Origin of the sequence: Nocardia wallacei, from assembly GCF_029869545.1 — a bacterium.
Taxonomy (GTDB): Bacteria; Actinomycetota; Actinomycetes; order Mycobacteriales; family Mycobacteriaceae; genus Nocardia; species Nocardia wallacei_A.
This window is the reverse complement of the sequence record NZ_JARWQD010000183.1, coordinates 16,286-42,516: the sequence shown is the minus strand read 5'-3', so window position 1 is coordinate 42,516 and position 26,231 is coordinate 16,286. Positions and strand designations below refer to the sequence as shown.

At 71.1% G+C, this 26,231-nt stretch carries 11 protein-coding genes; 2 read left to right on the top strand and 9 right to left on the bottom strand.

The window, feature by feature from the left end; genetic code table 11:
* Nucleotides 1–20: 20 nt before the first annotated feature.
* Together QH290_RS15130 and QH290_RS15125 are read right to left on the bottom strand one after the other, a co-directional pair.
* Complete coding sequence (locus QH290_RS15130) at nucleotides 21–6,149, bottom strand: non-ribosomal peptide synthetase (protein ID WP_280383448.1); 6,129 nt, start codon at nucleotides 6,147–6,149, stop codon at nucleotides 21–23.
* 30 nt (nucleotides 6,150–6,179) lie between these two features.
* Complete coding sequence (locus QH290_RS15125; protein ID WP_280383506.1) at nucleotides 6,180–9,629, bottom strand: non-ribosomal peptide synthetase; 3,450 nt, start codon at nucleotides 9,627–9,629, stop codon at nucleotides 6,180–6,182.
* 120 nt (nucleotides 9,630–9,749) lie between these two features.
* Between QH290_RS15125 and QH290_RS15120 the strand changes: the two genes are divergently transcribed.
* Nucleotides 9,750–10,448 carry a siderophore-interacting protein gene (locus tag QH290_RS15120; protein WP_280383446.1) on the top strand — a complete coding sequence of 233 codons (699 nt, stop codon included), beginning with the start codon at nucleotides 9,750–9,752 and terminating at the stop codon, nucleotides 10,446–10,448.
* Nucleotides 10,449–10,452: 4 nt separating this feature from the next.
* Here QH290_RS15120 and QH290_RS15115 read toward each other — a convergent pair whose 3' ends face one another.
* The 7 genes from QH290_RS15115 to QH290_RS15085 form a co-directional block, all read right to left on the bottom strand.
* A complete protein-coding gene (locus QH290_RS15115) occupies nucleotides 10,453–12,183 on the bottom strand; it encodes an ABC transporter ATP-binding protein (RefSeq protein WP_280383444.1) in 1,731 nt (576 codons plus the stop codon).
* Entirely contained in the window at nucleotides 12,180–14,018 is a 1,839-nt protein-coding gene (locus QH290_RS15110) for an ABC transporter ATP-binding protein (RefSeq protein ID WP_280266171.1), read from the bottom strand. Before QH290_RS15110 ends, QH290_RS15115 begins: the two co-directional genes overlap by 4 nt.
* Complete coding sequence (locus QH290_RS15105; RefSeq protein WP_280383442.1) at nucleotides 14,015–18,439, bottom strand: non-ribosomal peptide synthetase; 4,425 nt, start codon at nucleotides 18,437–18,439, stop codon at nucleotides 14,015–14,017. The genes QH290_RS15110 and QH290_RS15105 overlap by 4 nt, the downstream gene beginning before the upstream one ends.
* Nucleotides 18,436–20,043, bottom strand: coding sequence for a condensation domain-containing protein (locus QH290_RS15100; RefSeq protein WP_280383441.1), 1,608 nt, complete (start codon nucleotides 20,041–20,043; stop codon nucleotides 18,436–18,438). Before QH290_RS15100 ends, QH290_RS15105 begins: the two co-directional genes overlap by 4 nt.
* A gap of 33 nt (nucleotides 20,044–20,076) precedes the next feature.
* On the bottom strand, nucleotides 20,077–21,102 hold the full coding sequence (locus tag QH290_RS15095) for an ABC transporter substrate-binding protein (protein ID WP_280267708.1): 1,026 nt from the start codon (nucleotides 21,100–21,102) through the stop codon (nucleotides 20,077–20,079).
* A 69-nt stretch (nucleotides 21,103–21,171) separates the two neighbouring features.
* Nucleotides 21,172–24,282 (bottom strand): non-ribosomal peptide synthetase, encoded by a 3,111-nt coding sequence (locus tag QH290_RS15090; protein ID WP_280383439.1) that lies wholly within the window; start codon nucleotides 24,280–24,282, stop codon nucleotides 21,172–21,174.
* An 8-nt stretch (nucleotides 24,283–24,290) separates the two neighbouring features.
* Complete coding sequence (locus QH290_RS15085; RefSeq protein ID WP_280267706.1) at nucleotides 24,291–25,571, bottom strand: FAD/NAD(P)-binding protein; 1,281 nt, start codon at nucleotides 25,569–25,571, stop codon at nucleotides 24,291–24,293.
* Nucleotides 25,572–25,736: 165 nt separating this feature from the next.
* Between QH290_RS15085 and QH290_RS15080 the strand changes: the two genes are divergently transcribed.
* The gene (locus QH290_RS15080) at nucleotides 25,737–26,201 is read left to right on the top strand and encodes an MTB12 C-terminal domain-containing protein (protein ID WP_280267705.1); all 465 of its coding nucleotides are present in this window, start codon (nucleotides 25,737–25,739) and stop codon (nucleotides 26,199–26,201) included.
* Nucleotides 26,202–26,231: the final 30 nt, after the last annotated feature.

Sequence of the window (26,231 nt, the reverse complement as noted above, 5' to 3'; positions counted from 1 at the left end):
ATCTGTCTCTCCTCTGTTGCTCACTGCCACATGCGCCGCATGACCAGGACGGCCTGATCGTCGTCGTCGAGGACCCGCACCTCGCCGATGCGGCGATCGGGGTCCGCCGCGATCGACTGCAGCGTGGTAAGGAACGCGGTTTCGACGATGCGGGCATCGTCGGGCTCGAATGCGGACTCGTCGTAGAAGACCATGACCCGGACGCGATCTCCGGGCAGCAGCGAATTCGCCGGGAACACCATGAGCAGCAACGCATTGTCGGTGGCGCCGCCCGGTGCGACCTCCACCAGCTCCAGCCCCGCCGACCGCAGTTGCTCGACCATCTCGTCCCGCCCCGAGGGGTAGGACTGCAGCACGTACATGGTGTCGAACAGCTTGCGCGCGCCCGTCGCCCGGATCGCCGAGGTGAGCGGAAACTGGTGGTATTCCATGAGTTCCAGCCGGTGCTGCTGCATCTCGGCCAGCACCTCGCGCCAGCTGCGCGCGGGGTCCAGGTCCACCGCGACCGGCACCGTGTTCACGAAGCAGCCGACCGCGGTGTCCACATCGTCGAGATCGGCCGGGCGGCCCGAGACCACCTCGCCGAACACCGATGCGCCCGTGCCGGTCAGCTGGCACAGCACACTCCCCCAGGCCAGCTGGCAGACCACGTTGAAGGTGGTGCCGAGCTCGGCGGCCAGCGCGGTGAGGGTGTCCACCATCGCGGGCTCGAGCTCGGCGCCGCGCGCCGCGGGGACACCGCCGTCGCCCGATTCCCGGCCCGGCGCAACGACACAGGGCCGCACCCGCGACAGGTAGTCGTCCCACGCGGCCTCGGCCTCGGCCTCGCGAGCCGCGGTCTGCAGCAGGAACTTCGCGAATGTGTCCGGGTCGCCCGACGGGGGCGCCGTGCCGTCGGTGGCGTAGGCGGCGAACAGCTCCCGCGGCAGCACCTGACCGGACCAGCCGTCGGTGAGGACGTGGTGGGTGGTCAGCATCACCACGTGCTCGTCGCCGGGCAGGTGGATCAGCGCCGAGCGCATGAGCGGTCCGCGGGACAGGTCGAACTGGTCGGCCAGATCGGCGGTCACGAACTGCTGCAGGCGATCCCGCGCGTCCGGCAGATCGGAGAAGTCCAGCTCGCGGTGCGGGATCTCCATATGCTCGGCGACGATGGCATAGGGACGACCGGCGTGCGATACCGAAATCGACACGCGCAGATTGGGATACCGGTTCAGCACCGTGTCGATCGACCGGACCAGCCGCGGCGCGTCCAGCGGGCCGCGGACGGTGATCATCGTCTGCACCAGGTACAGGTCCCGGCCCGCCGTGCTGAGCGCGGTGAAGTACAGGCCGGACTGCATCGGGGACAGCGGGTACACGTCGGCGTACTCGCCGTACAGCGCGCGCCAGCGATCCAGATCGAGCTGGCCGACGTCGCGGGCCAGCACATCGCTCGGGGTCAGGCGCCGAATCGGGTTCTCGCGCACCGTCTTCGCCAGTTCGCGCAGCGCCTCCATCCACGACTCGGCCAGTTCGCGCACGGCCGCCTCGCTCAGTACGCCGCTGGCGAACCGGAACGAGGCGTGCAGGGCCGCCGCGTCATCGTCGGTGACCGCCACCGTGTTGATGTCGATGAGCGCGGGCGCGGGCATGGCGTCGTCGGCGTAGCCGCCCAGATAGCCGAATTCCGGTGCCGCGTCCCATTCCCCGGCCACCTCCGCCGCGCCCGCGACCGCGAAGCGGCCCATGTAGTTGAGGGCGATCTGCGGCGCGCGATGCGCGGCCAGCTCCGCGCGCGTCCGCGGGTTCAGCCAGCGCAGCAGCCCCCAGCCGATGCCGCTGTCCGGCACCGCGAGCAGTTGCTCCTTCACCGCCCGGACCGCGGATTCGACATCCGCCGCGCCCACGTCCAGGCTGACCGGATAGGCGGTGGTGAACCAGCCCACGGTATTGGCGAGATCCGCTCCGGCGAACAGGTTTTCGACGCGACCGTGCCGCTCCATCGTCAGCGAGACGGTGTCGGCGTCGGTGCCGCGGCGGTGCCGGAAGCGGTGCACGGCCACGGCCAGCGCCGCGACCTGGATGTCGAGGAAGTCGCAGCCGAACGCCCGGGTGGCGGTCGTCATCAGCACCGCGGTGTCCGCGGCGCCGAGTTCGGCGGTGAGCTCCCGCACGGTGGCGACGGTGTCGATCGCCGGGTCGAGGGCGCGCTCGCCGAGCAGCGGATCCGGCCCGGCCGCCGCGGATCGCCAGTACGGCAGCGACTCTCGCACACGGTCGGAGTCGGCCAGCTCCGCGACGGCGGTGTTCCACGCCCGCACCGAGGTGCCGTCGGCCGGGAGGACCCGGGCCGCACCGGGTTCGGCCGCACGCACGGCCGCCCACAGCTGCCGCAGATCGTCGTTGATGATCCGCCAGGAGACCCCGTCCACCACCATGTGATCGATCACCAGCACGAGACGGCCGCGGGCCCCGTCCGAGGAACGCACCCAGACGGCACCGACCATGCGGCCCGCCGAGGCGTCGAGTTCGCGTGCGGCCCCCCGCATCCGGCGCTGCAGCTCGCCCGGTGCGACCGCGTCCCACTCGGCGGCGTCCAGCACCACCTCATCGACCCCGGGATAGGCGACGGGCTCACCCGAGGCCGGTACATAGTAGGCGAGGCGGCCGTCGGGCCCGGGCACCACGCGAGCGCGCAACAGCGGGTGCCGGTCCAGCAGCGCCCGCAGGACCGCCGACACCCGCTCCCGGGTGCACCCCTCGGGTGTCACCACCGCCGTCGACTGGCTGAAACCGCGGTATTCCACGGCCTGCTCGGTCACCATCGTCGCGATCGGATTGAGCGGAATCCACCCGGTGCCGTCGCCGTCGACGAGGGCCGGGGCGTCCACCTCGTTCAAAGGTGCTGTGGCCGCGGCGATCCGCGCGATCGTGCGGGCCTCGAACAGCGCGCTGGTGGTGATGATCAGGGAGTGTTTCTTCAGCGCCGACACCATCCGGATCGCGGTGATGGAATCGCCGCCCAGCGCGAGGAAGTCGTCGTCTGCGCCCAGTTCGGTGGTGTCACCGAGCCCGAGCACCTGCCGCACGGCCGCGGCGACGGCCTGCTCGGGGCCCTCTCGCAGGGCACGGCCGCGGGCGGTACCGCCGCCCAGATCCGGGTCCGGCAGCGCCTTGCGATCGAGCTTGCCGTTCGCGGTCAGCGGTAGCGCATCCAGTCGCACCAGGGCCGCGGGCACCATGTACTCCGGAAGCCGGACCGCCAGATGCTCCTTGATCCGCGTCTCGGCCGCCTCGTCCGCGGTGGTGGCGAAGTCCGAATCCGGTTCGGGCACATAGTATGCGGCGAGGATCGGGCCGCCCGCGTGCGGCACCGCGACGGCGGCGGCGGAGGCGATGCCCGGCATGGCGCGCAGCACCGTACCGATCTCCCCCAGCTCGATGCGGTGGCCGCGGATCTTCACCTGGTCGTCGGAGCGCCCCAGATATTCCAGCCGTCCTCGGGCATTCCAGCGCACGATATCGCCGGTGCGATACATGCGTTCGCCCGGATCGGTGCCGAACGGGCAGGCCACGAACGCGCCCGCGGTCAGGTCGGGGCGGCGGTGATAGCCGCGCGCCAGCTGCACGCCACCCAGGTACAGCTCGCCGACCACGCCGGGGGCCACCTGCCGCAGCCGCTCGTCGAGCACGTACACCGACGAATTCCATTCCGGCACACCGATCAACGCCGTCGCCGGGCCGTCCGCGTCGTCGCCGATGTCGAGGAATTCCTCGCAGGTGAGGTCCATCGTCGCCTCGGTCGGGCCGTAGAGGCCCATGACGGTGCAGCCGAACACCCGGCGGGTCTCGGCGACCAGCGCGGGCGGTACCGACTCACCGCCGAGATACAGCCAGCGCAGCGATTCGAGCCGCCGCGGATCCGGCCGGGCGTCGAGGAACGCGCGTAAGGCACTGGGCACCAGCGACATCTGCGTGACGCGGTGCCGTTCGACGATGCCGACCAGCGACTCCACATCCGCCTGCCACCACTGCGGCGGCGGCAGCACCGAGGTGCCGCCGTTGCACAGCGCGACCACCAGTTCGCCGACCGAGACGTCGAACCCGATCGGTGCCTTCTGCAGCACCCGCTCGGCGTCGAAACCCGGACGGCCGCGGAACCATTGGGCGTGCGAGGCGATGCCGAGGTGATCGATGACGACGCCCTTGGGACGGCCGGTGGTGCCGGAGGTGTACAGCAGGTAGGCGGCGTCGAGCGGCTGAGGGGAGCGCGCGAGTTCGTCCGCGCCCAGCGGCGACCCCGCGAGCCCGGCGAGCCGCGCCCCGGTCGCCGCGTCCCCGAGGTCGATCACGGGCATGTCAGTCACCACATCCGGCACCGGCACGCTCGAGACCGACCGCACCAGGACGGCGGGTTCGGAGTCCGCGAGCAGATATTCGATCCGGTCGGCCGGGTAGCCCGGATCGATCGGCACATACACCGCCGCGACCCGCAGCACGGCCGCGAACGTGATCGGCAGCCACTCGCTGCGCTCGGCCAGCACGCCGACATGGTCGCCGGGGCGCACACCGTGCTCGAGCAGCAGCCGCGCCAGCCGGTTGACCTGTGCGTCGAATTCGGCGTAGGTGAGCTCGATATCGTCGAAGACGACGGCGATCCGCTCCGGATGGCTGGCGGCGGCCGCGCGAATCATCGCGTCGGTCGTCTCCGGCGCGATCGGCACCGCCGGGCCGTGCGACCAGGTGTGCAATCGCTCGGCATCGGCCGCCGAGAGGGTCAGCAGCCGCTCCACTGGCACGGATTCCGTTGCCGCGGCGAGCATCCGGTCGATGTACTCGTGCAGACGGTCGACCGTGGCCGGATCGAACAGGTCGGTGCGGTAGGTGAGCTGCACGTCGGTGCGGTCGGCGTGCATGAACGTCTCGCACACGATCGGCAGCAGCGCGGCGCCGTGATCGATGAGCTCCCAGCTGGTGGCGGCGTCGGGCAGCTGCGGTCCGTCGATCCGCTGATGCAGGAACAGCACCATGGTGTCGAACAGCTGCGATCCCGCGTGGCCGGTGGCCCGGTGCACCGCGCGGGCGATCGCCTCCTGCGGAAATGTCTTGTGCCGGAACGCTTCCGTGGTCACCTCGCCCACGTGGGCGACCAGTTCGGCGAAGGTGCCGACGGACCCGGCCGCGAGCCGCAGCGGCAGCACATTGCTGAAATTGCCGATGAGCAGTTCCTGGCCGGACTCCTCGCGATTGGCCACGGTGGTGCCGACGACCATGTCGTGCTGTCCGGTCAGCTGCCGCAGCGCCAGATAGTAGGCGGCGAGGAACACCGAGAACGGTGTCGTGCTCAGCGCGGCGCTGAGCCGGCGCAGCGCGGCGTCGGCGCGGTCGCCGAGCGGGCGATCCGAGCGCGCGCCGTGCAGGGCCGGGCCGAGCGGGCGCCGGTCGTAGGGCAGCGACAGCTCGGGCGGATCACCGTCGAACCTGCTCTGCCAGAACGCGATATCCGCGGCGCGGTCGTCGGTGCGGAAGCGCTCCTGCTCCCACTCCGCGAAGTCGGCGACCTGCAACCGCAGCGGTTCGAACTCCACCGGGCCGGTGCGGGCCTGCCCGTAGAACCGCTGCACGTCCTGCGCGAGCGCGGGCAGCGTCATGCCGTCCCAGGCGATGTGCTGGATGACCAGCACCGCGACCACCTCGGTCGCGTGCACCCGCACGAAGGTCACCCGCAGCGAGGATTCCCGGGTGAGATCGAACGGCTCCCGCGCCGCGGCATGCGCCAGCTCGTGCACCCGGGCCGCGGCATCGGCCGCGCCGGTCAGATCCAGCTCGGCGAGCCGGGCCGTCAGATCGTCGTGGATGCGCTGATACGGCTCGCCGTCGTCGTCGCAGTGGTAAGTGGTGCGCAGCACCTCGTGCCGCCGGACCAGGGCCTCGAATGCCGTCCGCAGCGCCGCCACGTCGACCTGCCCGCGGAAGGTGAGCAGCAGGCACAGGTTGTAGGCGGTGCTGTCGGGCGAAAGCTGTTGGTGCGCCCAGACATAGCGCTGCCCGAACGACAGCGGGGCACGGGCGGGGTCGCGGCGCACGGGCACCGTGGGCGCGGTGGCCAGGCCCTCCTGGGCCAGCCGTTCCTGCATGGCCTGCTGCAGGTCTTCCAACGAACGCATCGAATAGAACCAATCCGGGAGGCGGCGAAATCAGTGGGCTGACACGGGCTGTGGGTCCCCGGCGGGGACGCCCACCCCGGCGAGCTCCAGCAGGATTCGCGACACCTGTTGCAGCCGTGCCGGTGTGGGCTCGGCGGCGAGCAGACTCGTGCACATGGCGCGAACGGTCCGCCCGCCGAACACCTCGGTGACGCCGAACTGCTCGACCTGCAGCAGCCCGCGAACCTTGGCGGTCAGCGTGGTGGCCAGGATCGAATTGCCGCCGATATCGAAGAAGTCGGTCTCGACGCCGACCGAGTCGACCCCGAGGACCTGCGCGGCGATGTACTCCACGGCCGCCTCCACCTCGTTCGCGGGCGGCACGTGGACATGGCGGGCCGCCAGCGCGTCTGCGGCCGTCCGCCGCCGGATCGCCGCGCGGTCCAGCTTGCCGTTGGCGGTCAGCGGAAGCTCGTCGAGCACCTCGATCGCCTCGGGAATCATGTGCGCGGGCAACAGCTCTCGCAGCGCCTCGGTCAGCGGTTCCACGGCGTCGGGGCCGGTCACCGCCGCTACCAGCCTGCCGCCCTCGGTCACCAGTGCGACGGCCTCGCGGACCTGCGGCAGCGCGGTCAGCGCCGATTCGACCTCGCCGAGTTCGACGCGGTAGCCGCGGATCTTGACCTGGTGGTCGGCGCGGCCGAGGAAGTCCACCGTGCCGTCGGGCAGGTATCGCGCGAGATCGCCGGTCCGGTACCACCGCACACCCTCGACCTCGACGAAGCGCTGCGCGGTGCGCTCCGCATCGCCGCGGTAGCCGTCGGCGACACTCGTTCCGCCGATCCACAATTCGCCGATCACCCAGTCCGGGCAGTCCTCGCCGCGCTCGTTGACCACCCGCAGGTGCACATTCGCCAGCGGCGTGCCGTAGGGCACGGCGGACCACTCGGACGGGAAGTCGTCGGTGACCTCGCACACCGTGGAATGGATGGCGGTCTCGGTGGTCCCGCCCAGCCCGGCGAACCGCAGCCGCGGGACCTGCGCCCGGAACCGTTGCCCCAGTTCGGTATTCACCCGGTCACCGCCGGTGATCACGACCCGCATCGACCGCAGCTGCCGGGCCGTGGCGGTATCGAGCAGCATGCCGATCAGGCCGGGCGCGCAATTGAGCACGGTGACACCGGTTTCGGCGATGAGCGCGGCCCATGCCGCGGCGTCGCGCTCGGTCTGCTCGTCCACGCACACCAGCGCGCCACCGAGCGACAGCGGGCAGAAGATGTCGAACACCGACAGGTCGAACTCCAGCGAGGACAGCCCGATCAGACGGTCGTCCGCGCCCAGCGCGAAGTGCGTGGCGAGCGCGTCGACGGTGTTGGCGGCGGCGCGATGGCCGACCTCCACGCCCTTCGGCTCCCCGGTGGAACCGGAGGTGAACAGCACGTACGCCTGGGCGTCCGGGTCGCCGCCGTGCGCACGCTCCAGGCGCGGCCCCCGCACCGCCTCGTCCAGCCGGACCGCGGCGACATCCGGCGGCAGTTCGAGGTGGTCGTCGACGACGGCCACCCGGGCACCCGAGCGCGCCAGGATCCGATCCCGGCGGGCCCGCGGCTGACCGGTGCCGATCGGGACGTAGGTCGCGCCCGCGGCGAGGACGCCCAGCACGGCCGGAATCTGCCGGTGTCCCTTGGGAACAACGACGGCGACCGTGTCGCCGGGCCGCACTCCGGCGTCGGCCAGCGCCCGGCCCACCGCCAGCGCCTGCTCGGACAGCTCGCGGTAGCTCTGCGAACCGCCGTCGCGCCAGCGCAGCGCCACCCGCTCCGGATCCTGTTGCGCGCGTGCGAAGAACGCGTCGTGCAGCGTCCGCTCGCCCAGGTCCCGGCGCGTCGCATTGACCGAATCCCGCACCGCGCGCTGTGTTTCCGGCAGCGCGATCGACAGCGGCGCCTGCCAGTCGGCGCCGGGTTCGACCAGCGCCAGCAGCAGCCTGCGGAACTCGGCGAACATCGACTCGACGACCCCGGCGGGCATGGCATCGCGGCGAACGTCCCAGTTGACCAGCAGTCCGCCGTCCAGCTCGACCACCTGGGCGTCCAGGTCCACCTGCGGGCCCTGCGACAGGATCCACACCGGCTCCCCGAAGATCCGGGTGACGCGATCGGAGAACAGCTCGCCCAGATCGAGCCCGGAGGTGAACACGACCGACGGGGTCACCGGGGCGCCGCGCAACCGGCCGAGGTCGCGCAGCACGTCCAGCCCCTCGTAGGTGGAATGCGCCGCGCAGCTGTGCAATTCGTGTTGCAGCCGCCTGGCCCGCGCCACCATCGATTCCGGTTCGCGCGCATCGACATCCACCAGCACCGAGTTGGTGAAGTCACCCACGACCCGGTCGATATCGTCGTGCAGCGGCTCGCGGTCGAACAGCGGCACGTTGAGCAGGAACCGCTGCTCGGCCGACCAGCGCGCGATCACCTCGGACAGCACGGTGGCCAGCGCCACCGCCGTGGTGACGCCGTGAGCGTGCGCGACCTTGTGCAGCTGCGCCTTCGCCTCGGGCGGGAACCAGTGGTGCAGGCGGACGCTGCGCGCCGGATCGGCCCGCTCGCTCTCGGGCAGCACCGGGAGCGCGGGGGTTTCGGGCAGGTGGTGAACCCGGTTGTCCCACCACGCTTTCGCCGCCGAGTTGTCGGGGGCGGTGCGCCGCTTGTCCGACAGATACTCGCGGAAGGTGTACCCGATGGCCGCCGCCGGGTCGGCGTCGGTGTCGTAGGCGGTGGCCAGATCGTCGAGAATTCTGCGGTAGCTCAACGCATCACCGGCGAGCATGTCGACATCGACGTGCACGCGGTGGCGGCCGTCGGGCAGCAGCGTGAGCGTGATGTCGATGACCTGGCCCGACTCGATGTCCATCCGCTGATGGCTCTTCTCCTGGCGCAGCCGCTCGAGTTCCATCCGGCCACCGTCGAATTCGGCGGTGAGGTCCACGAGGTGGAACACCGGCCGCAGCGGTTCGGGCAGCACGCGCTGGGTGCCGCCGTCGGTGAACTGCACGCGCAGCTGCTCGTGTCTTCGCACCACCCGCTCGACCGCGCGGCGCATCCGATCCGCCTGCACGCCCGCGCCGTCGAACTCCACGTACAGGTGCGCCGCGACGCCACCCAGACGCTGGTCCTGCCGCCGGCCGACCCAGTAGGCGTGCTGCATCGTGGCGAGCGCGAACTCGTCGGTCTCGGCCGCCTCGGCGGGTGCGGCCTGCGCGGGCCGCGCGGGCTCGGTGGCGCGAGCCCCGGCGAGCAGCTCCGTCCACGCTGCTACCGTCGGCTGCAGGGCCAGCGCGGAGCTGCGCACCTCGTGACCCTGCTTGCGCCAGCGGGCGGCCAGCTGCATCAGCATCATCGAATGCATGCCCAGGCTCACCAGATCGTCGTCGTAGCCGATCGACTCGGGGTGCACCCCGAGTTCCGCCGCCACGATGTCGCGAACGTCCGCCTCGCCCAGCATCAGACTCCTCACCGGCCACAGCCTTCATCAGCTAAAAAGGCTAGGCTTGCCTAACCTTTGTGCATAGTAACTCACGACACTGGCCGTGACGTAGGGATGTGGTTTGGCTAACCTAACCACATGGGCAAAGGCTTCAACGGGTTCGTCCTCAAGGCGCTGCGCGCCGACGACTACCGGCTGACCGTCACCTCGACGGACCGCATCAGCGACAAGTACCTGCGGCTCGGGTTCAGCGGCGGCGGCCTGCTGACCGACCATCCGGTGCATCCGACGCAGTGGATCCGGATGTGGTTCCCCGACGGCAACGGCAGCCTCCAGCAGCGCGGCTACACGCTGGTGGATCCCGATCCCGCCCGCGACGTCTTCGATATCGAATTCGCCCTGCACGGCGGCCCGGCCTCGCTGTGGGCCGAGCGGGCCGCCGCGGGCGACGTCATCGACGCGACGGTGATGGGGTCGAAATTCGCCGTCCCCGAACCGGTTCCGTCGGAGTTCGTCATCTTCGGCGACACCGCGTCGCTGCCCGCGATCAACTCGCTGCTGGACGCCATCGGCGAGACGCCCGCCCGGATATGGCTGGAGTGGCAGTACGAATCCGATCGGACGCTGCCGGTGCGCTCCGGGCCCGAGACCGAGGTGACCTGGGTCGAGCGGGTCAACTACGGGCAGCTGCTGCGCCAGGCCGCGGAGACCGTGACCTGTGCGCCCGACGGATTCGGCTGGGCCGCATGCGATGCGGCGACCACGCGGGCGATCGTGAAGACGCTGCGCACCAAGCTGCCGAAACAGAATATCGCCGCGCGGGCCTACTGGCGGTGATCCGCTACGCGGGCGCCAGATGCCAGCCCGTCGCCCGCGAGCGCTCGTTCCAGAACTCGGCGTAGCGGCCGCCGCGCGCCACCAGCTCGGCGTGCGCGCCGCGTTCGACGATCCGGCCGTCCTCGACGAACAGGATCTGGTCGGCATGCTGGATGGTCGACAGCCGATGCGCCACCACGACAACGGTTTTGTCGCGGGTCAGCTCGTGGATGCCGCGCGCGACCACCGCCTCGCTGTGCGGGTCGAGGGCACTGGTCGCCTCGTCCAGCAGCACGATCGGCGCATCCTTGAGCAGTGCGCGGGCGATCGAGACGCGTTGCCGCTCACCGCCGGACAGCGCGCTGCCGCCCTCGCCGACCACGGTGTCCCAGCCGTCGGGCAGCCGCTCGACGATCTCGTCGACGCGGGCGATCGCCGCCGCCCGGCGCACCTGCTCCGCGGTGGCCTCCGCGCGGCCCGCCCGGATGTTCTCCTCGACGGTCTGGTTGAACAGGTACACGTCCTGGAACACCAGCGACACCTGCCGCAGCAGTGCGTCCGACGGCAATCGGCGAATATCGTGGCCGCCCAGCGTGATCCGGCCGGAGTCGACGTCGTAGAAGCGCGCCGCCAGCCGGACCAGCGTGGTCTTACCGCTGCCGGACGGTCCGACGATCGCGGTGGTGGTGCCCGGCGCCACCGTGAACGAGACGCCGGAGAGCACCGTCGACTCGTCGCCGTAGCCGAATGCCACATCCTCGAACACGATCTCCGCGTTCTCCGGCTCGACCGGTTCGATGGGCTCCGGAAGGCCCTGTACCGCAAGGAATCCGGTGATCCGGTCCGCGGCGTCCGCGGCGCTGCGCATCGCGTTGCTCAGCTGCGCGGTCCCCAGCAGCGGTTCGATGTAGCGGGATCCGACCGCGACCAGGGCGAGGGCTGCGGGCACCGCGAGCGTGTTGTCCAGGGTCCGGGCGACGATCACCGAGACCACCAGCAGATACACCGCGTGCACGAGCAGCGCGAACACCATCAGCCCCGGCACGCTGGCGGCGATCAGCCCGGTGGCGGCCCGCTGCTGATCGCGCAGCGCCCCGGTCAGCGCCCGGTTGCCGGTGCCGACCGCGCCGAAGGCCCGCAGCACCGGCTGTGCCTGCGCGAACTCGACCACCCGCGCATTCGCCTCGGCGGACGCGTCGTGCAGGCGCTGGTTCGAGCGGGAGTGCAGATTGTTGGCCCAGCGGCTGACCAGCAGCAGCACCGGCAGGCCGACCAGCATCGCCAGCGCCACCCGCCATTCGACGAACGCGACCCCGACGGCGACACCCAGCGGAATCACCACGGCGCCCACCATCGGCGCCACCAAATGCGTGACGACGTCGAGGATCTCGCGCACATGGGCGACGATGATCCGCGACACCGATCCGGAATTGGCCGTGGCGAACCACCCCAGCGGCAGCGTGCTCAGATGATCACCCAGGCGCGTCTGCACGCCGCGCAGCATGCCGACACCGATCCGCAGCCCGGCCTTCGCCTGCAGGTACCACAGCACCGAGGCCGCGGCCACCGCGACCGCCAGCCAGATCGCCCACCGCCACGCGGTACCGAACTCGCCCCGGAACAGCGCCTCCAGCAACGGAATCACCAGCAGGTAGGCCGCGACCTGGCACAGCGCCTGCGTGACGACCAGCGCCAGATACCGCGGCACCTGCGGGCGCAATTCGGCCGGAACGAGCGCGAAAACCTTGGTGATCACCGGATCTCCTTCTGTCCCGCCGCGGCCGGGGAGCCCGTCAGCTCGACCAGCGATGCCTCGTTGATTTCCCACAGTCGCTGGTAGAGCCCGCCCGCCCCGGAGAGGGTGGCATGATCTCCGCTCTCGACGACGCGGCCCTTGTCCAGCACCAGGATTCGGTCGACACCGGTGATGGTGTGCAGGCGGTGCGCGATCACCAGCACGGTGCGATCGGCCACCAGCACGGCCAGCGCGTCCTGCACCGCGGCCTCGGACTCCGGATCGGCGAAGGCCGTCGCCTCGTCCAGGACCAGCACGGGCGTATCGGCCAGCAGCGTGCGGGCGATGGACAGCCGTTGCGCTTCGCCGCCGGAAAGCACGGCGTCCACGCCGATTTCGGAATCGTAGCCGCGCGGCAGGGTCGCGATGCGCTCGTGGATCTGCGCGGCGCGGGCGGCCCGCTCGACCGTCGCGTCGTCGGCGTCGGGGCGCGCCAGGCGGATGTTGTCCCGGATGCTGCCGCGGATCATCCGGACGTCCTGCAGCACGAATCCGACGGTGCGATAGAGCTCCTCGGTGGAGAACTCGCGCACATCCTTGCCGCCGATGGTGATCCGGCCGTCGGTGACGTCGTAGAAGCGCGGGAGCAGGCGGGCCAGCGTGGACTTGCCGGAGCCGCTCGGCCCGACCAGTGCGGTGATGGTGCCCGGACGCAGCTCGATGTCGATGTCGTGCAGAACGTTTCGGTTGCGCCGGTACCCGAAGCTCACACCCTCGAACCGCACCGTGGCGTCGGCGGCCGGTTCCGATCCAGCGGCGGCCGTCACCGCCAGCTCGGCCGTATCCTGCAGGTCGGTCAGTCGCTGCGCCGCCGCGGCGGCCTGCCGCATCGCCTGCCCGCCGTAGCCGATGCCCAGCAGCGCACCGCCGAGCCCGACCCCGACCAGCAGGAACGGCAGCACATCCGCCGCCGCCATCCAGTCCAGCTGCACGAAGCCGATCCCGGCCACGAGCACGACCAGCGTGAGGAACAGCGGGGTGAGCAGGACCTCCGACGCGGACTGCAGCCGCGTGATCGGCAGCTTCCAGGCCAGCAGCAGGTCGGCGGTGCGATCGACCGCGCGCTGGAAGACGTTGTGCGCCTTGCGCGCCTGACCGAAGGTGCGCACCACCTGGATGCCGTCGACGAATTCGATCGTGGCGTCCTCGATGGTGCGCTGCGACCGCTCGAACGCGGCCAGCCGCTCGACGTGCGCGGGCGCCATCATGACGCCCAGCAGCCGCGCGTACAGCGCCAGGGGAATCAGCAGCACCAGCGCCAGCCGCCAGTCGACGATGAACAGATACACCAGCGCGACCAGCTGCACCGTCACCGCATCGACGAAATCGAGCCGGGCGTGCGCCACCATGTAGTGCAGCTTGTCGACATCGTCCTGCAGGAACTTCTTGACCTCGCCGGAGGTGCGGTCGGTGAACCAGCCCAGCGGGACGCGGGTCAGCTTGGCCGCCAACAGTTCCCGCAGGCTCAGCTGGAACTTGGCGTCCACCTGGTGGCTGTAGGCCAGCGCACCGGCCTGCAGCACACCCCGCACCACCAGGACCACGACGGCCGCGATCAGCAACTGCCACACCCGATCCGAGTCGGCCGACCCGGACAGCAGCTCGCGGCACAGCTCGACGATCAGGATGAACGGCACCACCGCGCACACCGCCGCCACGGCGATCACCAGGCTCGCGAGCGTCAGGGAACCGTTGACCGGCGCCAGGATTCGTTTGCGCGCCGCCGCGGCGGCCCGCTGCTGTTGTTTCAGCGCGACCCGATCCGGCTCCAGCTGCTCGACAGCGTCGACCGTCATGACTCCCCTTCCGATCGTGTCCCCGCGAACGCCGACAGTATTGCCGACCAGCGCTGCGTGCGCGCGGTGGCGGCGGCCTCGTCGAGTACGGCCGAATTGACGTCGAAGCGCGCCACCAGCGACGGGCCGTCCGCGCGCGGGACCACCGCGGTGGAGACGTCGACCGTGAAGCGCAGCGGCAGGTCCGGATGTGTTGCCCACCCGACGTTCTCGCTGTACTCCGACAGCGGCACCGGCGACCAGGCCCCGGTCCCGAACTGCAGCAGATCGAATCGCCCGAGGTGGTTGAGGCGGACCTGGCCGCGCACCGCGGGGCTGCGGTCGGCCAGCGCGGGCGGCCCGGCGCGCAGCGTCCACCCGGCGGTCCGCGCCGAATCCACCAGCACCGTCTCCTCGACCGTGAACCAGCCGACCCTGCGGTCGTCGCCGCCGGATTCGGCGGCCGACATCGACACCCCGCGCCCGTGTGATTCGCGGGTGATCGCCACGCGCCCGTCGGCATCGGCGCCGTCGGCGAAGGTGGCCGCGCAGGCCAGGATCAGCACATCCTCCAGGGCGACACCGGATTCGGAGCACAGGTCCAGCAGCCGCCGGGTCGCCGCGGCGCCGAGTTCGGCGATGCTCGCGCTCGTCTTGCCCGCGCGATCCACGGCCGGATCGGTGTAGCGGCCGCCCAGCGGGGCGCCGATGATCCGCGGCGTCGAGGCGGGCTCGGTACCCGCGTTCTCGGCCGGAGACTCGTTCATCGGGGCAGCACCCCGGTCCAGCAGGCGCAGATCGTCGAGGAGCACGAACCAGGACACGACGTCGACCGCGAGGTGGTGGATGGCCAGCACGAGACGGCGGTGCGTGCCCTCCAGCACGGTGGCCGCGATCATCACACCGGCGTCCGGATCCAGCCGGTCGACCGCGGCGGACACCTGTGCGGCACCGTCGCCGCCGTCGGAGACCACCTCGAGATGTGTTGCCGCACTGGATGTTTCCTCGACCAGCAGGCACGGTTCACCGGAGGGACCGCTCGCGAGGCGTGAGCGCAGCGCGGGATGCGCGACCGCGATCGCCTCGAGCCGTTCGACGATCGTCCCCACCGGGACGTCCGGGGGCAGGGTGACCACCTGGGACTGCGCGAGGTAGCGGTAGTCGCCGAGGCCGATGATCTCGCGGGCGAGCGGAGTGAGCGGCAGGATCGTTCCGGCGGGGATCGCGGGCGCATCGTCGCCTCCGCGTCCGGCGGCATCCAATTCCCGCGCCAGCTCTCGCAGATCGGCCGCCGCGAGTACGTCGCGCGCGGCGGCCCGATATCCCGCACCGCGCAGGCGGGAGACGAGATCGATCACCCCGATGCTGTCGATGCCCAGGTCGAGCAGGCTGTCGCGAATCCCGATCCGGCCCTGCGCGCCCAGCGCGCCGACCAGGTCGAGGAGGGTCCGTTCGGTCTCGGTCTCCGGCTCGTCCGCCGCGGTGTCGCGATCCGGACGGGCCAGCAGCGCGGTGGCGGCGTGGCCGTCGAGTTTGCCGTTGCGGTTCACCGGCAGCTGCTCCACCGCGACGATCCGGGTCGGCACCAGGAACTGCGGCAGCCGACGCACCAGTTCGGCGCGGATCTGCCGGACCGGAAGGTCTCCCACGACCAGCGCGCCCAAGCGGGTGCGTCCCCGTTCGGTGAAGGCGAGCGCGGCGGCATCGGCGATGCCGTCCAGCTCCCGCAGCACCACGGTGACCTCGTCCGGTTCGACGCGATAGCCGTTGATCTTGACCTGGCTGTCGATGCGGCCCTCGTAGATCACCGTGCGTTCCGGGGTGCGGCGGACCAGATCGCCGGTGCGGTAGCGGCGTCCGCCGGGCCCGGCCACGAAGGCGGCCGCGCTCGCGCCGGGTCGGCCCAGATATCCGAGGGCGAGCTGATCGCCGGACAGGTACAGCTCACCGTGCCCGCCGGGCGGGGTCGGGCGCAGCCGATGGTCGAGGACCTCGGCGGTCATCCGGTCGAAGGGCCGCCCGATGGTCGGCGCCGGATGCTCGTGCACGTCGGCCATCAGGGCCTCCACGGTGGCCTCGGTGGGCCCGTAGAAGTTGATGACGCGGGTATCGGGCAACGCGCGCAACCGATTCCAGGTGTCCGGGCTGATCGCCTCCCCGCCGAGGGCCAGCACCGCCAGCGGGCAGCGCTCGGCACCGTCGCGCTCGGTGAACAGGCCCGCGGCGATCAGGCGGCTCAGCATCGACGGAGACGTGTCGAAGATATCGATGCCGCGCTGTTCGACGGCCGCCACGATCCGCTCGGCGTCGATGCGTTCGGCTTCGCTCAGCAGCACGACCGCGTGCCCGCTCAGCAGCGCGACCGTCGGCTGCCAGGCGGCGTCGAAACCCGTCGACCAGCCGTGCCCGATGCGCAGCTGCCGACCGGCCCGCTCGGTGAGCGGGGCGAAGATCCGCCGCTCGTGGTTGGCCCAGTGGCTCAGCAGCGCACGGTGTGACACCGCCACGCCCTTCGGGCGCCCGGTGGTGCCGGAGGTGAAGACCGTATAGAACGGCGTATCGGGATGGGCCGCAACGGGGTTCGGACGGTTGATCGCAACGCGGTTCGACCGATCCGGGCCCGGGGCGTCTGCCTCGCCCGCACCGAGGACCCGCAGCCGCCCGTCGGGCGCGACGACACCGTGGACGCATTCCACGCCCTCGGCACGCACCTCGACGATCAAATCCGTGAGCGATTCGTCGGCGAGCACGATCCGCGCCCCCGCCGTCCGCACCATGTACGCCACGCGCTCGGCCGGAGTGGCCGGATCGACGTGCACGCTCATCCCACCGGCAAGCGCGACCGCGAACGGCGCCTGCAGCACCCGCCGGTCCCGGGGCAGCACGACCGCCACCGCCTCGCCCGGCCGCACGCCCTGCGCCCGCAGCCCGTCCGCCAATGCCCTTACCGCCGCGGCGAATTCACCGAAGCTCTGCTCCCCCTCGCCATCCACCACGGCAACCCGATCGCCAACACGATCGGCCTGCCGCAGCAGCGCCTCCGGCACGGAATCCCCTGCGCCGCCCGTACTGCCCGGCACCGAAGCCCATGCACCGCCTGCCCCTTCCGGCGCTGTCGTGACGCCCTCGCTCGGCGCGCTCAGTACCGCGGGCTCGTCGTCGAGCAGCACGTCCAGGTCGCAGTAGCGGGCACCCGCGACGATTGCGCGCACCACGTGCAGGACCCGGCGCGCCAGCCGGTCGGGGTCGAATCGCTGCACGAGGTCCGGGCGGATCTCGGTGCGGCTCACCAGTTCTCCCGCTTCGACGATCGGCACGATCGTGATCGGATAGTGGCTCGGTGAGTCGATGCGCCGCGACCGCATCCGGGCGCCGTGCCCGAGTTCCATCTCGGCGGTCATCGACCCGGTGGGCACGTTCTCGAATACCAGCAGCGTGTCGAACAGCTGCCCGGCCCCGGCACAGCGGGTGATCTCCGCGATGCCGACGAATTCGTGGGTGCGCAGCCGGGCCACCCGCCGCTGCAGTTCGGCGGCGACCGCCTCGACATCGCGCTCGTCGACCTCCACACGCACCGGAATCGTCGCGACCAGGGCCCCGACCAGGCGGTCCGCGCCGGGCAGGCTCGCATCCCGGCCGGAGGTGGTCTGACCGAACACCACGTCGTCGCGGCCGGTCAGGCTGGAAAGAATACGGGCCCAGGCCATTTCGAGCACGGTGTTCATGGTCAGGCCGCGGCCGCGCGCCCAGGCGGCGACCCGCTCGGTCTCCGCGCGGTCCATGCGGGCCTCGCCCACGACCGGCAGGTCGGGTTCCGCGGGCGGCGCCACCATCGGCATCGGTTCCAGCCCGGACAGATCCGCGGTCCAGGCCGCCAGCGCGGCCGGGGCGTCCCGCGTGGCCAGCCAGGCCGCGTAGTCGCGCAGCGCGGGCGGGCGCGGCAGCGTGTCGCCCTGCCCGCGGTGGATCGCGATGAGGTCCTGGAACACCAGCGGAATGGACCACCCGTCGATGACGAGATGGTGTGCCGTGCAGATCAATTCGTAGGCGTGCTCGGCCACCCTGGCCGCCGTCACCCGGAACAGCGGCCCGTTGTCCAGGTCCAGCCGGTAGCGGCCCGAGTTCCAGTAGATGTCCCAGGCGGCCTGTTCGGGATCCTCGGCGTCGCGCAGATCCACCTCGTCCCAGCCGATCCGGCCGGACGCGGGGACGACCAGCACCGGATGCGGCAGATCGTCGGCGACCACCGCGCCCGCGAGGTGCGGATACCGCTCCAGCACCGCGTCGAACGCCGCCCGCAGCGTGGACAGGTCGGACAGCTCGTCCACCCGCACCGCGAAAGTCACCAGGTAGGGGTCGATTCCGTCCGATATCCGGCTGACCGAGTACAGCCCCCGCTGCAGCGGGGACAGCGCCACGACATCGAGGATCCCGTCGCTCATCGACCCGCGAACCTCTTGCCGAGCGCGCCGAGCGTGTCCGCGTCCAGTCCGGACGCGCTCATCGGCGCCGACTCGGGCACGGGAGCGGCGGCCGCCTGCCCGCCGTCGAATTCGGTGAGCTGCGCGGCCAATTCGTGAATGACCGGATATCCGAACACCGTCTGTACCTGCAACGCATGGCCCTGCTGCGCCAGCACGGTGACCAGTTTCAGCGCGGCGATGCTGTCGCCGCCCAGCGAGAAGAACGTGTCCTCGCGGCCGATCTCGTCGTCCTCGTCCAGCTCCAGAATCTCCCGGATGGCCTCCACCACAACGCGTTCGGCGTCGGTCTGCGGCGGCCCGCCCAGCCCCGATTCGCCCATCGCGACGGCCGGTGCCGACGGCGGCACGAACAGTTCGAGGAAGTCCGGGGACTCGGGCAGGGCGGCATCCGGCGCCGCACCCCACTCGCGGCAGCGCAGTTCGAGGTGTTCGACGAACTCGTCCACCTGCGGCTGCCCGGCCAGGAAGTCCGGGTATCCGACCGTCACCGTCGCACCGTCGCCACCGAGCGCGATATCGAAGGTCAGGCCGATCCCGCGGGGCCGCGCCGGGTGACGCACGAGTTCCCGGGCGCCACCCTCGTCGCGCACCGCCACCAGCACCTGGAACAGCGGATCGTCCGCGGCATTGCCGCGCAGCAGGTGGGTGAGCCGTTCGATGCGCACCCCGGCATGGGCGCGCGCCTCGGCGGTCGCCTCGGCCGCGGCGCCGATCAGCTCCGCGGGTGTGCGGCCGCCGGACGGGTCCTGCCGCAGCACAAGGTAATTGGCGAAGTTGCCGATGACCTTCTCGGCCTCCGCATCGGGCCGGGCGGGATCGACGATGCCGACCGCGATATCCGTACCGGCACCGGCCTCGTACAGCGCGCGACTCACCAGCGCGGCGAAGCCCGCCGTGCGATCGGACCCGGTGAGCCCGGCGACGGTGCCGGTGTCGAGCCGGAAGCTGCTGTGCGCCAAGGTCGCCGCCGACATCGGCAGCAGCGGGGCGGGCAGATCCGCGAGACGCCCGACCCAGTACGCCACATCGGGATCGGAGTCCGCGGTGGCGGTCAGGTTGCGCAGCTGGGCAGCGCCGTAGTCGCTGTAGCCGCGCGTCCCGGTGGCTGCGGCGGGGCCGGACAGCAGGCGCTCCACCAGCAGGTCCAGCGCCGCATCGTCCGCGGCGACCGGATGTACCGCGATCGAGAGCACCCGGCGATCGGGCATGCGGTGCAGGCGGATTCGCACGGGCGGCTGCTGCGTCAGGTCGAACCGGTGCCGGGCATCGGCCTCCAGCGCGGCCTCCAAACCGTCGGCTGGCGTATCGACGCGCTCGAGCACTCCCTCGGGCGCGTCGACCACCTGGCCGCTCGGCATCCGGCGGCCCTGCGGGTACACGGTGCGCAGGATCTCGTGCTCGGCGACCACCGCGTCCGCCGCCGCGGCCAGTGCCGTGGCGTCGTGGTCGCCGGGCAGTTCCAGCGCCCGGAAAAGATTGGCTGCCACCGCCTTTCGCAGCCGCTCCGGCAGCAGTGCCGCCTGTTGCGACAGCGACAGCGGGATACCCTTGTGATCAGGCATGAAAGATCCTTCCTCGGCGACCCGGTACCGCGTCTACTTCGCGACGTTCGCCAGCGCCGGCTCGAGCTTGCCGAGCACGAACGGAACCGACAGGGCGGTCGGGGTGTTGATCGCGTTGATGGTCGCCGCGTCGACGAAGGCGAGGCCGTTGGACCGCACCGACGGGAGCTGCGCGTACCCCGGCAGCCCCTTGAAGTTCTCCTCCATGCCGGGCATGGCGCTCGCGACCAGCAGGTCCGAGGTCAGGTCGGCGAGCCGTTCGGGCGAGAGCGCGAGCCGACCGCCCGCCTTCCCGGCCTCCTGCACGAACCGATCCGGAATGCGCAGGCCCAGTTGCTCGAAGAGCTTCGCGGAGCCGTCCTTGGGGTCCGCGAGCACCATCAGCTGCGCGGGACCCGTCAGCATGGTGGTCAGGTAGGTCTTGCCCCGCAGGCCCGGGTACTTCTTCGCCAGCTCGTCGATGCGGCCGTTCACGTCGGCGATCACCTTGTCGGCCTGCTCCTGCTTGTGCAGCACCTTGCCGAGCGTGGTGACGTCGTCGGTCCACAGGTCGACCTGCACGCCCTCGCTCACCGCGCCGATCGTGGGCGCGAGCTTGGACAGCTGGTCGTAGGACGACTTGTCGACACCGTAGGACGGGACCAGGATCAGATCCGGATTCAGCGCGGCGATCTGTTCGACCATATTGCCGCTCGGCGAGAGCTGCTTGGCGTCACCGAGGGATTCGGGTTCCCAGGGCGCCTTGGTGTTGGTCCCGGCCGCGACCATATCCACGTAGCCGACCGGTGTGACCTGCAGCGCCAGCGCGGCATCGAGCCACTGGTTGCCGATGGTCACCACCCGCTGCGGCGTCCCCTCGACGGTGGTCTCCCCCAGCCGGTGCTTGATGGTCACCGCGCCGCCGTCGCCGCTGCCCGAGGCACCGGAGTCGGAGTCGGAACCGCAGCCCGCCACGGTGACCGCCAATGTCAGTGCGACGGCGGCGAATCCGATCCGTTCGATCGACTTGCGAACGGCTCCACGCCGGTTCCGTCTCTCCGCTTTTCGGCCTGACCTCATGCGGACCACTCCTTGCCCTCGAAAACCGCGCAACTGCGCAAACTATAGCCCAGGTTAGGCTAACCTGATTTAGCCCGTGCTCATCGGGTGCCCTGCGGACAGCGACGCACCGTGTACCGCGGCGGATTCGATCAGCGCGGCCAGGCCCGACACCGTCGCCGTCTCGAACAGCAGCCCGGCCTCGAGTTCGACTCCGAACTCGGTGCGCAGCGCGGCCACCAACCGGGCCGCCAGCAACGAATGGCCGCCGAGTTCGAAGAAGGAATCGTCCCCGCCGACCGCGTCCCGGCCGAGCAGCTCGCCGAACAGTTCCGCGACGCGCGATTCGGTGGCCGTCGCGGGCTCCCGGTACCGGACCGCCGGGGCGTGCCGCGGCGGCGGCAGCGCCGCGCGGTCGAGCTTGCCGTGCGCGGTGAGCGGAATGTCGTCGATCACCGCGAACCCGGAGGGAATCATGTAGCGCGGCAACGTCGCCGACGCGTGGGCCCGCAGCTGCGCCACGTCGATCTGCTCGTCGGGCGCGGGCACCACATAGGCCGCGAGCATCGCACCGTGCCGCGGATCGGCGACCACCTCGGCCAGGCAGTGCCGCACGCTCGGGTGGCTCACGAGGGCGGCCTGCACCTCGCCCAGCTCGATCCGGTAACCGCGCACCTTCGCCAGATCCGCTACGCGCCCGAGGAATTCGAGTTCGCCGTCGAGGTTGCGGCGCGCCAGGTCGCCGGTGCGATACAGCCGCTGTCCCGGCCGGAACGGATCCGGCACGAAGCGCTCGGCCGCCGGTCCGGGGCGGTCCAGGTATCCGCGCGCCAATTGCGCTCCGCCCAAGTAGATTTCACCCACAACCCCGGCGGGCACCAGGCGCAGGCGGGCGTCGAGCAGGTAGACGTACACGTTGCGATTGGGCGCGCCGATGGGAACGATCCGGGTGCCCTGCGGGCCCTGCACGCTCAGATGCGTCGAGGACACCACCGCCTCGGTGGGGCCGTAGTGATTGCGCAGCTCGGCATCGAACACCCCGGCGAACCTGTCCGCCACGTCGCCGTGCAGCGCCTCGCCCCCGACCGGGACCTGACGCAACGAGCGCCATCGCGTGGCCTCGGGCAGGGTCAGCAGCGTGCGCAGCATCGACGGCACCATGTGCAGCACGCTCACGCGGTGGCGGGCGATCACATCGGCGACGTAGGCGATGTCCGCGAGCGCGCGGGGCTTCGGAATCACCAGGCACGCACCGACGGTCAGCGGGCCGAACATCTCGATCAGGGAGGCGTCGAAGGTGGTCGGCGACGTCTGCAGCAACCGATCCCCGGCCGTCAGCCCCCACTGCGCGCAGAATCCCTCGACGTGGTCGGCGATCGCGGCATGCGCCACGGGCACGCCCTTCGGGAGCCCGCTCGAGCCCGAGGTGTAGATGACGTAGGCCAAGTTCTCCGGCCGCAGCGGTCGCACCCGGTCGGCATCGGTGGGCGCCGACTCCGGCAGGCCGCGCGCGGCCCGCTCGGCGGACAGCAACTCCTCCGGTCCGAGCACGATTCGCGGCCGGGCCTCGGCAATCATGAAGTCCTGCTGCTGATCCGGGGCGTCCGGATCGATCGGCAGGTACGCCGCACCCGCCCCGAGCACGGCGAGCACCCCGATCACGAAGTCCGCGCCGGTCGGCATGCGCAGGCCGACGAGGTCCTCGCTGCCGATGCCCTGCCCGATCAGCCAGTGCGCCAGGCGATTCGACCGGCGCGCCAGCTCGGCGTAGGTGAACTCGGTGAACTCCGGCCCACCGGTCGCGGCGATCACCGCCGTGACGTCCGGCAGCCGCGCGGCCCGGCGTTCGAACATCTCCACCAGCGTGGCCGGTGCGGCCGCGACCAGTTCGCCGTGCGATCGGGCCAGCAGGTCCGCTCGCTCCGCACGGTCGAACATGTCCAGCTCACCCAGGCGGCGGTCCGGCTCCGCGAGCGCGCCGTCGAGCAGCCGCAGGCAATGGGTCAGCAGCTGGTCCACCAGTCGCTGGTCGAAGGCGTCGGCGCGATACCGGGCCTCCAGCGCGATCTCGCCGTCGCGCCGGACCATGGTCAGCTGCAACGGAATTCGCTGCGCCGGGTGACCGAGTTCGAGGCGGTCCGCGGTGACACCGGCGAAGCCGAAACCCGCGTCGTCGTCGCGCACCCCGAATCCGAGGCGCACCAGGTGTTCCAGTCCGTCCCGGCCGTCGGAGCGGTCCGGACGCAACTCCCGCACCACCCGATCGATACCGGCCCGCCGATGACGCAGGCCCGCGGCCCAGGAATCCCGGACGGCGGCGGCGAAGCGCGTGAAGGTGCCGTCCTCGGCGGGTGTCGCCCGCATCAGCAGCAGATTGTCGTGGTTGCCGAGCGCGTCGGCGGCGTCGTCGCGCACCGGGACCGGCACCGCGATCAGGAAGTCGGCGGCCGCGCAGTAGCGGTACACGACCAGTTCGCAGGCGGCGAGCAGCACCGCGGCCGGATCGGCCTCGTGTGTGGCGGCGAAGGCGCGCAGCCGGTCCGCGAGCCCGGCCGGAAGCGACCGCGCGGCATATCCGGCCGGTCCGGATCCCGGCCCGGGAAGCGTTGTCCGGCCGGGTATGTCGAGTGGTTGCGGTGGCGGACGCAGCAGACCGCGCCAGTACTCGACCGCCGCCTCCTCCGGCAGCGTCCGGTCCGCGATCTCGGTGACGCGTTCACCGGGCATCGCGTCCCCGTTGTACGCGGCGGTCAGCTCGGCGTGCAGCACCTGCCAGGAACGCTCGTCCCAGGCGATGGCGTGGGCCACCACGACGAACCGGTATTCCACTGCGCCGCAACGGATCAGAGCGCACCGCAGCGGCGCCTCGTCGCCGAGGTCGAACGGCCGCGCCGCCACCCGGCGCGCGAGCACCCGCACCCGCACCGTCCGGCCGGGCTCCGGCAGGCCGGACACGTCGTGAAACTCCCACGACGGCAACAGATCCGCGCGGACGGTCCGCTCCGGCTCGCCGTCGGCGCCCGCCCGGTGCACGCTGCGCAACACCTCGTGCCGAGCGGCCACCGCGCCCACGGCCGCCCGCAGGCGCGCGATGTCGAGCGCACCGGTGAGTCGATAGGTGGCGCGCACGGTGAGGGCGACGTCCTCCGGATCGCGCCTGTGCAGGAACCAGATTCGGCGTTCGCTCGCGGTCAACGACATGACAGCACCTACGATCTCGCCAGCCGGGACAACCCCGCGGCCGAATCATCCACGGTCACCGTGGCTCCCAGCACCCGATCCGACAACGCCCCCAGGCAACTGAGATTCGGGAATCCCGGGCCCTGCGCCACGGCCGCCAGATTCGGCAGATACAGCTTCGCGTCGAGCCCGGTGACCGCGAGGTCGTAGCCGATCGACGACTCCAGGCGCTCCGGGGTGAGGGGCCCGCCGACGGCGAGTTCGACCAGATCCGAAGTGTCCGAATCGAACAGATCGCAGAACCACAGCGGCTGACCACCGGTCGCGTCGACGACCAGATCGAAGTTGTGCTCCTGATCCGGCCGCAGCTCGTTGCGCAGCGTGAGCCCGATGCCGTCACCGTGGTCGGCCGTCCGCACCACCCGGCCCTGCAGGTGATGCACCCGGTTGTCGCCGAGCACGTTCTCCTGCACCGCGACCGAGAACACGCCGCGATCGGTGCGGCGGATGACGTCCCGGCGCTCGCGCAGGGTCAGCCCGGCCCACGTGGTGGGATCGCTGAACAGCGAGTTCTCGAAGTAGCTTTCGCCGCGGGTGTAGATGGTGGCCGCGGGCGAGATCACCGCGACGGTGAGCACGTCGTGCCGGACCAGCTCGTCCACCGCCGAGCCCGCCGTCTCGCCGCCGCCGATGACCGCGGCCCGCGACGACGGCGGCAACCGGCGCTTCCCGGCCAGGTCCCAGAAGTCCGCGATACTCAACATCTTCGGGTGCTCGGCGAGTGCGCGGCGGCTGCTGCCGGGCCCGGTGATCATGACGCCGTCCGCGTCGATCCGGGTGCCGGATTCGGTTCCGGTGACCGTGACCCGCCAGCCGTCACCGGCGGGCGAGATGCTCGACACCGTGCCGTTGATCAGCCGCACCTCGGCCCTGCGCGCCACCCATTGCAGGTATTCGGCCCAAACATGGTGGTGGGGGCTGGGTTTGCCGCGGTCCACCCATTCGGCATAGGTGCCGCGGTCGATCAGGAACGCGGTCCAGCCGAACGCCGTCATCGCCTCGTTGATCGCCCGGTTGTGGCCGCGCGCCCACGTCGAGTGGTACGGGAACCCGACATCCTTCTCCGGGCTGGTCCCCAGCCGGTGCTGACCGTCGGTCCATCCCCCGCTGGGCAGCCAGTTGCCGCCCACGGTGTGCGACTCCACCACGATCACCTGCGGCGCAGGCATTCCCAGATCACGCAGTACGCGAGCCTTCGCCGCGACGGCCATGGCCTTCGGTCCGGCACCGACGACGAGAAGCTTTTCCACTCGGTACTCCGTTCTGTGATTCCGGCCACCGACATGCCGGGCCCCGGATGAGGGTGGCCTTCCTTTGCATAGGCTTACCTTATATTGTGGGGATCGCCAACTCCCGGCAAGAAAACAGCGAGGCACGACACACGTCGGCCCCGCACAGATCGAATCGGAGACAAGATGCCTGCATTAGCTTCCCGGACCGCCGCCGCCCTCCTGCTCGCCGCCGCGGCGTGCACCAGCGTCGCCGTCAGCGCGACCCCGGCCCTGGCGGCACCCGTGGTGGCGCCGATGCACTCGGCCGCGCCGAGCGTCGGTGAGCTGCAGAGCAAGCTCGAGGTCCTGCTCGACACCGGTGCGCCGCGCGCGAACCGTGCCGCCGAACTGGAGGCCGGCGAGGCCGGGCTGGGCATGGCGGATCAGATCGCGAACGTGGTCAACAGCGTGCCCGGATTTCACTGGAACGCCGCCGGTCCGGTGAATGTCAACGGGGATACCCTCACCCACCAGCTGCAGTTCGGCTCCCCCGGCTTCGAGGGCTACTCTCTCGAACTGTCCTGGCGTGAGATCGACGGCGCCTGGAAGCTGACCCGCGAGTCGGAATGCCAGCTGGGCACCTACGCCGGTGTGCCCTGCTCGGTGTAGCCCGCCGCGCGCCGACCGGTCGTCGACGGA

Bases quoted from the DNA above. Each gene is read 5' to 3' on its own strand.
- QH290_RS15105 (WP_280383442.1), bottom strand. From the start codon at position 18,439: ATGAGCGACGGGATCCTCGATGTCGTGGCGCTGTCCCCGCTGCAGCGG.
- QH290_RS15095 (WP_280267708.1), bottom strand. From the start codon at position 21,102: ATGAGGTCAGGCCGAAAAGCGGAGAGACGGAACCGGCGTGGAGCCGTT.
- QH290_RS15120 (WP_280383446.1), top strand. From the start codon at position 9,750: ATGGGCAAAGGCTTCAACGGGTTCGTCCTCAAGGCGCTGCGCGCCGAC.
- QH290_RS15125 (WP_280383506.1), bottom strand. From the start codon at position 9,629: ATGCTGGGCGAGGCGGACGTTCGCGACATCGTGGCGGCGGAACTCGGG.
- QH290_RS15090 (WP_280383439.1), bottom strand. From the start codon at position 24,282: ATGTCGTTGACCGCGAGCGAACGCCGAATCTGGTTCCTGCACAGGCGC.
- QH290_RS15110 (WP_280266171.1), bottom strand. From the start codon at position 14,018: ATGACGGTCGACGCTGTCGAGCAGCTGGAGCCGGATCGGGTCGCGCTG.
- QH290_RS15130 (WP_280383448.1), bottom strand. From the start codon at position 6,149: ATGCGTTCGTTGGAAGACCTGCAGCAGGCCATGCAGGAACGGCTGGCC.
- QH290_RS15080 (WP_280267705.1), top strand. From the start codon at position 25,737: ATGCCTGCATTAGCTTCCCGGACCGCCGCCGCCCTCCTGCTCGCCGCC.
- QH290_RS15100 (WP_280383441.1), bottom strand. From the start codon at position 20,043: ATGCCTGATCACAAGGGTATCCCGCTGTCGCTGTCGCAACAGGCGGCA.